The 12,088-nt window shown below is 32.0% G+C and carries 13 protein-coding genes and 1 riboswitch; of the genes, 2 read left to right on the top strand and 11 right to left on the bottom strand.

Annotation, left to right across the window (positions count from 1 at the left end; all coding sequences use genetic code 11):
- Positions 1-120 precede the first annotated feature (120 nt).
- The 3 genes from G0Q09_RS11795 to ribB form a co-directional block, all read right to left on the bottom strand.
- The gene (locus G0Q09_RS11795) at positions 121-462 is read right to left on the bottom strand and encodes a hypothetical protein (RefSeq protein ID WP_219035013.1); all 342 of its coding nucleotides are present in this window, start codon (positions 460-462) and stop codon (positions 121-123) included.
- Between the two features lie 78 nt (positions 463-540).
- Positions 541-1,794 (bottom strand): MFS transporter, encoded by a 1,254-nt coding sequence (locus G0Q09_RS11790; protein ID WP_125350189.1) that lies wholly within the window; start codon positions 1,792-1,794, stop codon positions 541-543.
- Between the two features lie 153 nt (positions 1,795-1,947).
- Positions 1,948-2,610 (bottom strand): 3,4-dihydroxy-2-butanone-4-phosphate synthase, encoded by a 663-nt coding sequence (gene ribB, locus G0Q09_RS11785; protein WP_114999705.1) that lies wholly within the window; start codon positions 2,608-2,610, stop codon positions 1,948-1,950.
- Between the two features lie 131 nt (positions 2,611-2,741).
- A riboswitch (FMN riboswitch) is annotated at positions 2,742-2,869 on the bottom strand.
- 148 nt (positions 2,870-3,017) lie between these two features.
- Between ribB and G0Q09_RS11780 the strand changes: the two genes are divergently transcribed.
- Positions 3,018-3,221 carry a hypothetical protein gene (locus G0Q09_RS11780; protein WP_219035012.1) on the top strand — a complete coding sequence of 68 codons (204 nt, stop codon included), beginning with the start codon at positions 3,018-3,020 and terminating at the stop codon, positions 3,219-3,221.
- A gap of 3 nt (positions 3,222-3,224) precedes the next feature.
- Here G0Q09_RS11780 and G0Q09_RS11775 read toward each other — a convergent pair whose 3' ends face one another.
- From G0Q09_RS11775 to G0Q09_RS11740, 8 genes are all read right to left on the bottom strand, one after another.
- Positions 3,225-3,845, bottom strand: coding sequence for an SGNH/GDSL hydrolase family protein (locus tag G0Q09_RS11775; RefSeq protein ID WP_219035011.1), 621 nt, complete (start codon positions 3,843-3,845; stop codon positions 3,225-3,227).
- 6 nt (positions 3,846-3,851) lie between these two features.
- Complete coding sequence (locus G0Q09_RS11770; RefSeq protein ID WP_219035010.1) at positions 3,852-5,261, bottom strand: radical SAM protein; 1,410 nt, start codon at positions 5,259-5,261, stop codon at positions 3,852-3,854.
- A gap of 46 nt (positions 5,262-5,307) precedes the next feature.
- Positions 5,308-5,541 (bottom strand): hypothetical protein, encoded by a 234-nt coding sequence (locus tag G0Q09_RS11765; RefSeq protein WP_114999703.1) that lies wholly within the window; start codon positions 5,539-5,541, stop codon positions 5,308-5,310.
- A 1-nt stretch (position 5,542) separates the two neighbouring features.
- On the bottom strand, positions 5,543-5,743 hold the full coding sequence (locus G0Q09_RS11760) for a hypothetical protein (RefSeq protein WP_114999701.1): 201 nt from the start codon (positions 5,741-5,743) through the stop codon (positions 5,543-5,545).
- Positions 5,743-6,489, bottom strand: coding sequence for a prolipoprotein diacylglyceryl transferase (locus G0Q09_RS11755; protein ID WP_371875739.1), 747 nt, complete (start codon positions 6,487-6,489; stop codon positions 5,743-5,745). The genes G0Q09_RS11760 and G0Q09_RS11755 overlap by 1 nt, the downstream gene beginning before the upstream one ends.
- Before the next feature lie 94 nt (positions 6,490-6,583).
- Complete coding sequence (locus G0Q09_RS11750; RefSeq protein WP_114999699.1) at positions 6,584-7,417, bottom strand: 1,4-dihydroxy-2-naphthoyl-CoA synthase; 834 nt, start codon at positions 7,415-7,417, stop codon at positions 6,584-6,586.
- A 260-nt stretch (positions 7,418-7,677) separates the two neighbouring features.
- Positions 7,678-9,720, bottom strand: a complete 2,043-nt coding sequence (locus G0Q09_RS11745; RefSeq protein WP_257468216.1) for a M16 family metallopeptidase — start codon at positions 9,718-9,720, stop codon at positions 7,678-7,680.
- A 14-nt stretch (positions 9,721-9,734) separates the two neighbouring features.
- A complete protein-coding gene (locus G0Q09_RS11740) occupies positions 9,735-11,057 on the bottom strand; it encodes a M16 family metallopeptidase (protein ID WP_219035009.1) in 1,323 nt (440 codons plus the stop codon).
- Positions 11,058-11,276: 219 nt separating this feature from the next.
- Between G0Q09_RS11740 and G0Q09_RS11735 the strand changes: the two genes are divergently transcribed.
- Positions 11,277-12,080 carry a sulfite exporter TauE/SafE family protein gene (locus G0Q09_RS11735; protein ID WP_219035008.1) on the top strand — a complete coding sequence of 268 codons (804 nt, stop codon included), beginning with the start codon at positions 11,277-11,279 and terminating at the stop codon, positions 12,078-12,080.
- The last annotated feature ends 8 nt before the right edge of the window (positions 12,081-12,088 follow it).

Raw genomic sequence — 12,088 nt, 5'->3', positions numbered from 1 at the left:
GTTCACGACAAATTTCATTGACTGTTTTGCCTTGATTTTGTTCTGATAAGATCTTGACGATCTGAACTTCTGTAAAATTGCTTTGTTTCATAATTATCCCTAAGTTAATAAACTATATTTTTAAACGTTCCGGTTTTTAGGGAAGATTACAGTTCCACTTTCTATTAATTGACCATTCTCTGTAATTTCATACTCAGAATCATTAATATAATTTACTTTTTGATCACTTAGCAAATAATAAGATTTAACTTTTTTCTCTATTGGACGATCTTGCTCATCATAAATAATTTGAATACTATCACTATAATAAATAGAATATAAATCATCTACAAAATAGCGATTAGAGAAATAACCAGTTGGAAACAAATTTTCATTCGATTCAATTAAATCTTCTTCAAAAGTATCTGTCGAACAAGAAATTATGAATAAGCTACAAAAAGCAATTAATAAATATTTAAACATTTTCTGAACAGTTTATTGCAAAAATAGACTTTAAAAATTAACAAAAGCCTTATTGTCTATTTTTTTAAGTAAAATATTTTATTCTAAGGTTACTTTTCGAATAGGTTTGATGAAAAATGCAATTAAAATTACGGTTAAAATTGTCATCGTTCCTCCAAAAATAATTCCAGGAACTAATCCTAAAAATGTTGCGGCAATTCCACTTTCTAAAGCTCCTAATTCGTTAGAAGAGCTCACAAATATTGAATTGACAGATGAAACACGACCTTTCAAATTTTCGGGCGTTTTGATTTGTAAAATACTTTGACGAATTACCATCGAAATTGCATCAAAAGCACCTCCAAACATCAAAATAACAAAACATAAATACAGATTTTGACTAAATCCGAAAGATATAATGCAAATACCAAACATTGCGACTGCTCCCAATAATTTTGGTCCAACATTTCCTTTTAATAAACTTGGAATCATCGACAAGAAAAACATCATTATAATCGATCCAATTCCATGTGCTGATCGTAATAAACCAAAAGCTTCAGAACCTTGATTCAATACTTTTTCAACGAAAGCTGGTAACAACGATTCTGCTCCACCAAAGAAAACCGCAAACATATCCAAACTCAAAACAGCTAATATAATTGGCGTTCCCCAAATAAATCTCAAACCTTCTTTGATACGTATCATTGGCGATTCTGTTGATTCTGATTCTGATATTTCTGCTGGTTTTTTAGAAATTAATAATATCATCACCATCGAAATACACATAATTGTAAAAGCGGTTATCAAAGCGGCTTCAATACCAAATTTTGCTAAAATAACTCCTCCTGCCAAAGGTCCTAAAACTGATCCAATCATAAATGCAGAAGACGAAAGCGGAATTGCTTTTGTGTAGTTTTCTTTACGGACAACTAAGGCTAAAAGTGCAAATAAAGCTGGACCACTAAAGGATCTTGTCAATCCTAAAATGAAAAATGCAAAATAACAGATTCCCAAATAAACAGGAATTCCGATTGCTTGGCGAACTGACGGAAAGTTAACAATCATCAAGACAAAAGAAGCGGTCATAAAACAACCAATACTTCGTACCAAGATCATCTGTTTATCCAATTTATCGACCAATTGTCCCGCATAAAAAGCAGTTAAAAGAATTGGTAAAAACTCGGCTAAACCAATTAATCCAAGAAAAATTTCTTTCTGAGTGACTTTAAAAATTTCGTACGCAACAGACGTACTCTGAATGAATAAAGCAAAGATTAAGGAAAACCTTAAAAATATGAATGGAATAAATTCTTTATTTTTCCAAACGGACGGAACTTTCTCCTCTGATGTCATTTTGTAATTTGAATTTTAAGTTTTTAAATGTACATTGATTTTATTCAAAACTACCTTGATTTTGGATAATAAATTTGTATAAAATCAAAAAAAATCTTCGTGTATTTCTACCCGAAGATTTTTGAAAGTTTATGATATATTTTATTGTTTAATTTAAGCGAATTCTAATTGTTTTTTCTCCTCTAATTGAAGACGATATTCGTAAATATCCTCAATTGTCAAAACAGTCATTTCATGTTTTTCGGCAAAATCTATAATTTGCGGAACTTTCGCCATTGTACCATCAACATTTGTCAATTCGCACAAAACTGCTTCATTTCCTAAACCTGCTAATTTCACAATATCAATACTTCCTTCTGTATGTCCTCGACGTTCCATAACGCCTTTTGGACGAGCAATTAAAGGAAAAACATGTCCAGGTCGATTAAGGTCAGTCGGTTTTGCAATTGGATTAATTGCTGTTTTTATCGTTTGTATACGATCGGCTGCAGAAACACCAGTTGTTACACCTTCTTTTGCTTCAATAGTTACTGTAAATGCAGTATGAAAACGTGAGTTATTGTTTTCGACCATAGGATTTAGCTCCAATTCATCTGCTTTTTCTTGTGTAAGACACAGACAAACAATACCGCTACATTCACGAATCAATAAAGCCATATCAGGCGCAGTAATTGTGGAAGCAGGAAAAATGATATCACCCTCGTTTTCACGATTTTCATCATCAATTAATAAAATTCCTTTTCCGTTTTGTAGATCTTTTATTGCATTTGCAATTCTTTCATTGGCTGTTGAGCCAAATTGTGTGATTGTTTTCATTTGATTTTTGTTTTATCATGAAACATCACTTCAGGGCGAAACACATTGTTAAGTAATAAGCTCAAAGTTGTGCGTCATGAGTTTTTCACTCAGAACTTAACACTTATCACTCATGACTTTCAGTTGTGTTCAATTTTCTTCTCTCATCCAGACTATACTGTCGGTTTTGGAGTTTCACCAAATCAGTCCCATAACAAAGTTAAAGGAGTCGCGGACTATAACCGCCGGTAAGGAATTTCGCCTTGCCCCGAAGAAAATTTCGTTTGTTAATACTAATTTTTTATTTGAAAAATTACCATAAACTTTCGTGGACAAAGTTACAAAACCAAAATGAGTTATTTATAATGAATAAAGATTATTTTGTTTACTATCAATAAAAACCATATCTTAATTAAAACACTAATAAAATGAAAAACAAAGCATTAAAAACAATTCTAAAATTTAGTTATTACGCTTTATGCGGATATTTAGTTGGGTTATTAATTTCTTATATCTCACCAACTGGAACAAGCCAAAACGCTCCATTTACATGTATAGCTGGATCAATGACTTTTTTATTTTTTAAAGATTATATCATTCCTTATTACAGAAGTCAAATTCAACAAAAATAGATTTTACAAATATTTCTCAACAATCGGTTTTATTTGATTTGCGATAAATTGATATCCTTTTTCATTTGGATGAATACCGTCTTTTGAAAGAAATTCTTCTTTAGTTAGATTAAAACGTGAGAAAATATCAATAAATTCTATTTGATTTTGAAGCGCTAAATCTTTTAACTTTTGATTGAATAATTCAATTTTCTGAGTTGTACGAAATTTACGTTCAGGAACTTTTATTCCATCAACCGTTTTAGAAATTGGTAAAATACTTACCACATAAATGTTAGCTGTAAATTCCTTAGCTTGAGAAATTACTTCAAAAAGATTAGATTCGAAATTAGCGAGTGAAACCAATTCTACATCATTTTTTTCGGCCAAATCATTTGCACCATAAAAAAAGAAAATTAGATTTTCATCAGGAGAAAGACGTGCTTTTATCTCAATTTCAAATCGTTTTATTAACCCTTCTGTTGTCTCTCCTCCTATTCCGAGATTAAAACAATTGACTTCGTTTACATTGTTATTATAAAACTCAGCATGGCAATAACGTTTCAAAATTTCTACATAACCTCCCAAAACCCCGTCATATTCGCCGTAGGTAATACTATCTCCAAAAAATAAGCAATTTGTCATCATCATCTAAAACAACACTTTATCCTCTTTTCTCAATTCTTCTAAATAAGCAGCTTTTTCGTCACGATAAAATAAATTCATTGTTTCGAATGGAATTAATTTCAAATCTTTGTTGACGATATGTACGCAAGACTTTTTAACAGCACGAACATCAAAATCATGTGCATCCATAAAATTCATAATGATTATTCGGAACAAATTATCGTAATCTAAATCCAATTCGGGCGCACAAACTTCTGGTAAACAACAAAGTAATTGATTCACTTTTGGTTGCACTTTATCAACCGAAATTCCTGTACTAAAAATGTCTAATAATTGTACTTTCAATTGTTCATCTTGTTCGTAGACAATTGTATTTTTCGATTCGTTATTCAACAAATCCGCTGGAATTATATAACGTGTAAGCGGAATTACCTCATCATTCAATTTCAGCATATAACCCATCGCCAAAGCATCTGGATTACATGGAACTGGAATAATATCATCTGAATTAAAAAGTGGATATTGATCAATAATTTCTTGACGAACTTCTGTCAATGTAATTTTTTCGTGAGCCGAATCATCTCTATTTCTTCCCGCAATTTCGACAGGTTGAAACGTCACGCCACGCACACATTTTTGTTTAAGCGCAAAATCAATAATCTTCCCTATTTCATCAATATTTTTATCTTTTTGCAACACAACAACCAAAGTTGTAGAAAGATTTAATTCATTCAATTTTTCTAAAGCTTTCATTCGAACATCTGTCAAATCTTTTCCTCGAAAATCTTCTAAAACTTCTTTTTTGAATGAATCAAATTGCAGATAAATTTCAAATTCAGGCGCATAAGTTGCTAATTTTTCGGCAAAACCAGGATCATTTGCAATTCTAATTCCGTTTGTATTCAACATCAAATGTTTAATTGGTTTTGATTTTGCAATTTCCATAATCTCAAAAAATTGTGGATGAATTGTTGGCTCTCCCCCACTAATTTGAACCACATCGGGTTCGCCTTCATTTTTAACAATGGTATCAAACATCGCTTCTATTTGCTCTAAACTACGATGAGAACCGTAATGTGGCGATGACATGGCGTAACAAGTAGGGCACGTTAAATTGCATCGATCCGTCACCTCAACAATTGATAAACACGAATGTTGCTCGTGATCGACACATAAACCACAATCGTACGGACAACCATATTCAACATCCGTCCCAAAATGCAAAGGCATTTCTGATGCTTTATTGTAATTTCTTATGTTTTTATAATAATCGACATCCGTTGCTATTTTTGTTTTGAAGAAACCATGATCTGGACAACGTTTTGTCATAAAAACATTCTCGTCCTCGATAATAATTTTTGCACCAATACGTTTTAAACATTCTGGACAAAGTGAAATTGTATAATCGTAATACGTATAATTTCTAACCGGCATAATATAAGTTTTAAGTAGATTTAAGTTTTAATGAATGGTACGATGTTTACATAGATCCACAAACCATTCCTGAAATAATAAGTGTAACCAATGCACACATTCCAAAAATCATTAAATAGTATTTTGAAGATTTACTTTTTCCAGAAATAGAATTTATGATTAGCGAAATTACTGTTCCAACAGCGCCTCCAATAAGTGCAATTACTGCTAAAATTGCTATAATAACATAAATAAAATCGTTTCCAAATCCTCCTTCTGCAAATATTACTGAATATATCATATTAGTTTCCAATTAAAATTAAGCCACAAATTGAACCCGAAGCAAGTAAAATCCCTATTCCCCAAACCATTAGTTTTAGAGACATTTCTACACTTTCTATCTCATTTTTATTCTTTGTAAATAAGTACAAAATAAAACCTGCTACAGAAAGTACAGAACCAATAAGAAGTAAAATAAAAACAATTGTAAATAAAGATTCCATTAGTTAGATTTAAGTTGTGATAACTTAAAGATATAATAAAAAATAACACCAACACAAGTAATTTGAATAGAACTTAATCCTAAAAAAATGGGATGTATTGGTTTGATAAAATCTAAACAGAAACGAAACACAAAATAAGCCAGCATAAAGATTTGAAACAAATATCCAGAAGGATAAATATATTTTTTCTGAACGATTTTTAAAACTATCCAAAGCAAAATAAGGTAAACAATTTCGTACAAAGCAACCGGATGACGTAACAATCCATCGCCTAAATCCATTCCGAAAATAGATGTTGTTTCTATTCCATATGTTTGTTCATAAATGCCTGTTAAAAAGCAACCAATTCGTCCAATTATCATCGCTAAAATCAAAGGAAAAGTAATCAAATCTCCTGTACTTTCTTTGTATCTAATTATCTTTTTTGTGAGTTCTACACCAATTAAACCAAAGGTTAAACCACCTATGATTGTGTTACTTGTCCAGAAAAAGAGAAAAGGATTTTCTGCATCCAAAAGAGCTTGCGGATTTTCTAATGTTCCAATTATTTTAGAGCCCAAAAGCGCTCCAATTAATGCGCCTATAATTATACTAAACGATTGTGTTGTCGATAAACTTGATTTGTTTCGTTTTCGTAGAAATGCATAATAACGCATCGCAATAAAAATTCCGACCGATTCGAGAATAGGATGAACTAAGACTGAGTGTCCAAAAATTTCAATGGATACAGGAAAATCTATTATCACAAATTAATTAGGTTTTGAGTAAAAGTAATTGATTTTATAGAAATAAAAAAAGCGATGTTAAACATCGCTTTTCGTTTATATTTTGAAAATTTTCTTATCTAAATTTTGAAAAATCTCTTGGACGTTTTTCTAAGAATGCATTACGACCTTCTACAGCCTCTTCTGTACCATATGCAAAACGTGTGGTTTCTCCTGCAAAAATTTGTTGTCCAACTAAACCATCATCTACCAAATTGAATGCATATTTCAACATTTTAATTGCTGTTGGCGATTTTGTTAAAATCTCTTGTGCCCAATCAAAAGCAACTTGTTCTAACTCGTCATGCGGAACAACTAAATTTACCATTCCCATATCGTAAGCCTCTTGTGCAGAGTAATTCAATCCTAAGAAAAAGATTTCACGGGCACGTTTTTGACCAACTTGTTTTGCCAAATAAGCCGAACCGTAACCACCATCAAATGAAGCTACATCTGCATCAGTTTGTTTGAAAATCGCATGTTCTTTAGAAGCCAATGTCATGTCACAAACCACGTGCAAAGAATGTCCTCCTCCTACTGCCCAACCATTTACAACGGCTACAACAACTTTTGTCGAAAAACGAATTAAACGCTGAACTTCTAAAATATTCAAACGTCCAACACCATCTTGTCCTTCATAACCTTTTGCACCACGAACGCGTTGATCACCTCCAGAACAAAAAGCCCAACCACCATCTTTTGCAGATGGTCCTTCTCCTGTCAATAAAATTACACCAACTTCACGATCTTCTTCTGCTAATTGAAAAGCATCTAATAATTCGAAAACAGTTTTTGGGCGAAATGCATTACGAACTTCAGGACGATTAAATGCTATACGCATTACTCCATCACATTTCTTGAACGTGATATCTTCGTACTCCTTTACCGTTTGCCAATTGATTGTTGCCATTATATATTTTGTTTTTTGATTAAAAATTTCTCAAAAATAAGATTTATTCATTTTTAAAAAGAATTTTCAGTTATTAATCTCAAGTTTTTCTGCTCTTTTTCTACGCAATTCTAGCATACGCTGATCTATAATCTCTTGATACTCTTCTTTAATTACCTTATTTTTTACGCTAAGAGGTTTTATTCATCATAGTGGTATAAAAAAAGACAATCCGAAAAATACGAATTGCCTTTTAATTTGAAAAATATTTAAAAGAATTGTTATTTAAAATCTGCGTCAGAAACGTTTTTATTAATTTCTACTGATTCAATTACTATTTTAGCTGTTTGAGGTCCAGCTTCTGTTAAAATTTCTGTTGGCATTAAAATACCTTCAAAAGTTTTATATCCTTTGTTTATCGTCGTCGCAACCATTTCTCCTTGTGGAGATTTCATTTCTTGTTCAGATTTCATTAACAAGCTAGTTTTTACATCATAATAATCTGTACGAGAAATATCTGCAGCAACAACTTTGTAATATTCAACTCCGTTTTCAGAAACGATTCCTTCTACTTTAGCCGTTTTATAACCTTCTGACAATGGTACAAACAAAGAACTTGTTTTCTTTAAAGGAGCTGTCATTTCAGCTGGTAAATCAAATTTTTGTCCTTGGAAAACAAACCCTTTCTCACCGTCAAAAATTTGTTTAATAATAAGTCCACCTATATTATAACCTACAAAAGTTTTATTAGGCGCAGCAGATTTAGATGTATATTCACCATTTCTACCCATCATCTCAATTTTTCCTTTTTGAGCAATCGATTTTACAGCTTTCACTTTGTCCGCACCACCAATAGCTTTGAAAAAATTATCTGTAATTTGAGCAACAGTAACGGTTGTAGTTTTTGCACCAGAAGTTGGTTTATCTGTTTTATTTCCGAAAGAATCGTAGTAATTAACTGGGTAACCTAATTTTTCTAAAGCTGGTGCAATTTGCTCTAATTTACCTGTTACATTGATTTTTGCTTGATCTGGACGGAAATATTTTTTCGAAACACGTAAAACATCATCAATTGTTACAGCATTTATATTTTTGATATAATCTGCATAAAAACTATCTGATAATTGATTTGTCTTTTTCGTTAAAGCCTGGTTAGCAACCGTAGAAGGACTTTCTAAAGTCAAGATAAAGTTTCCTAAGAATTTTGCTTTTACATCATTCAACGTTTGTTGATCAATTTTGTTTAACGTCATTCCTTTAATTTCTTTCATCGTCTCAACGATAGCAGAATCCGTCACTTCGTTACGAACAGTTGCATTAGTATTGAAACGTCCAATGTAACGAGAATCAGAAACTCCACCACGTGCACCATATGTCCAACCATGCGCTTCACGAAGATTCATATTCAATTTCGAATTGAAATCTCCCCCTAAAATAGACGACGCAATTAACGCTGCATAATAATCTGGATCTTTCTTCGTTAACTGAACTGGATACGAAACCGAAACCACAGATTGCACTGCATTAGGCATATTAATCGCGTTTAATTCCGTTTTTGTAACCTCTTCTACTTTTGGAAATGCTGGAATATTTAATTTTCCTGCTTGCCAAGAATTAAAGTTTTTCTCCGCCAATGCTTTTACATCTTTTGTCGAGATATCTCCAACAACAATCAAATAAGCATTGTTTGGTTTGTAGTAGGTATTGTAGTAATCCTTCACATCTTGCAATGTAATTTTCTCAATTTGGGCTGGTGTATCAAATTCTGAGAAAGGATTATTTTTTCCATAAACTAATATATTCGAAACGCGAGATGCTGCAGCTTCTACAGATTTTTCATTCGACTTTAAACCTTCGATGTAGCGTTTTTTAACATCCGCAAATTCACTTTCAGTAAAGTTTGGATTCATAGCTCCATCTGCCATATAACCAAAAATCTCGTTGAAATATTTTGTCAAAGAACTTGCAGAAGCTCCTTCTTCCCAAAAGTTAACACGAGCACCTAAAAACTCAATACGTTTATTGAAATCATCTTTAGATTTTGTTATCGTTCCTGTTCCTAACATTTCGCTCAACAAAGACTCTGCTCCTTTTTTTGTACCTAATGCAAATGGTGGATTATCGATTGTTAATGTAGCAGAAACTCGTGGTAATTTATGATTTTCAACAACGATAACTGTTAAACCATTTTTTAATTTGAATTCGTTCGATTTTCCTAAATTAACCGTCGGTGCTGGACCTGGTTTTGGCATTGGAATCGCCACTTGCGCATTTAAGCTAACTGCCATAAAAGCGATTGCAAGAGATAATATTTTTGTTTTCATAATTCGGTTGTTTTTTATTTTGCAGCTTTTTTAGATTCTGGTAAATAATGAATAATTACACGTTGGTTTTTGTTTAGATACTTTTTAGCAACATTGCGAATATCTTCTCTTGTTACAGATTGATAAACTTTCAATTCTTCGTTGATTTTATTTGTATCTCCGCCCAACATATAAGCATCCGCTAAAGCATGTGCAATGTTTTGAACACCCGATTTTGAAGCCACAAAACTATTTTCAATTCCATTTAAGATTTTTTGGTAATCTTCTTCAGAAATCAAATTTGTTTGAACTTTTTCTATATCTTGTTGTAAATCTCCTTCTAATTTATCCAAAGAAACTTCTCCTTGAGGTAAAATTCCGATTGAATAAATTCCGTAATCTTCCATTTGACGATTGAAAGCAAATATTTGTAATGCTTCTTTTTTCTCGTCAACATATTTTTTATATAAAACTGATGATTTTCCACCTGTTAAATAGCTTGATAACATTTCTAATGCATAAGCATCTTTTGATTTGTTATCTGGCGTACGATAATTAATCGCCAATAAAGGAATCTGAATATTTGCATCATATTCTGTTGCACGAATTTCTGATGTAATTGGATCTTCCTTCTCAACAGTTTTCACAACATCTTTTCCTCTTGGAATTACACCAAAATATTTCTCAATTAATTTCTTTGCTTCGTCTTTATTAAAATCACCCGCAACAACTAATACAGCATTATTTGGCACATAAAAAGTTTGACTAAAGTGTTTGAAATCGTCTAATTTTGCATTACTCAAATCCTCAAAAGAACCAATTACACTCCAACGGTAAGGATGTTTTTTGAAAACGTGAGGATTAACCGCTTCTCCGTACGAAAATTTACCATAAGGTTGATTGTCTAAACGAGAACGTTTTTCTTCTTTTACAACTTCTTTTTGTGTATCGACGCCAATTTGATTGATGATTGGTTGACGCAAACGATCAGATTCCATCCATAATCCTAATTCTAAATTATTTGATGGAAAAGTTTCGTAATAATATGTTCTGTCCGTTGTTGTATTCGCATTGTTAGAACCTCCATGAGAAGAAACAATTTTGAACCATTCACCTCTCTTAATATTCTCTGTTCCTTCAAATAATAAATGCTCAAAAAAGTGTGCAAAACCTGTTTTACCAACTTGCTCATCTTTCGAACCTACGTGATACATAACACCTGTTGTAATAACTGGAGCAGAATTATCTTGATGAAGGATAACATGCAATCCGTTTGCTAGAGTATACTCATCAAATTTTATTTGCTGACCAAATAATGCTGATCCTGCAAATAAGATAGACATAAAAATTTTCTTCATTTAGTATTTTTTAAGTTTTTATCTATTATGCTTATGTAACATTAGTAGCAGTTTTTTTGAAAATGTTACACCAAATTTGCATAATAATTAAAAAAAGTAAAATAATACACGTCTATTGATTTAGTAGGCATTTGTATTAATTTACAACAATATTTCATAATATACCTATAGTAATTGTTATTGTATTTGCTATAGATTTGTAAAAATCGAGAGAAAAAAATGGATTTTATAGAGTTTTTTGGTTTTGTAGGTGCCTTCTTCATCGGACTAATTATGGGAGTTCTTGGTGGTGGTGGATCTATTTTAGCCGTTCCTATTTTAGCGTATATTTTTCATTTCGACGAAAAAATTGCTACTGCTTATTCATTATGCATCGTTGGATCGACAGGATTGATTGGAGGAATAAAGCAAGCTTCGCAAAAAATGGTTGATTGGAAAGTCGTTTTTCAATTTGGATTACCAGCTGTTGTTGGAATTACATTGGTTCGTGCATTTTTAATTCCTGCCCTGCCAAGTAATTTATTTTCTATAGGCGATTTTATCGTCACACGTCGAATGGCAATGTTTGGTTTATTCGCTATTCTGATGGTTTTCGCAGCTATTTCTATGTTAAAAGGGAAGAAAGAAGAACAAATTAATCAGAAAAATGATAAGCTAAATCCTCTTTTATTAATTCAAGGATTTTTAATCGGAGGATTAACAGGAATGGTTGGTGCTGGCGGTGGTTTTTTGATTGTTCCGGCATTAATGATGGTTGCAAAATTAGATATGAAAAGAGCTTCGGCAACTTCGTTGGTAATTATTGCCATCAATTCACTTATCGGATTTTTTATTGGTGATGCTTTACACATCAAAATTGATTGGAGTTTTTTGAGTGTTTTCATTGGAATTTCTATGGTTGGAATTCTTGTCGGAACCTACATCAACAAATTTTTACCAGTACAATTTCTAAAACGAACATTTGCAATCTTCATTATTTTAATGGCAATTTTTATGTTCATCGAAGAATTTATAATTCAATAATTTAAAGT

Origin of the sequence: Empedobacter falsenii (assembly GCF_019308355.1) — a bacterium.
Taxonomy (GTDB): Bacteria; Bacteroidota; Bacteroidia; order Flavobacteriales; family Weeksellaceae; genus Empedobacter; species Empedobacter falsenii_B.
Note: the sequence above shows the minus strand (reverse complement) of the source record. Positions and strands in the feature narration are given on the sequence as shown.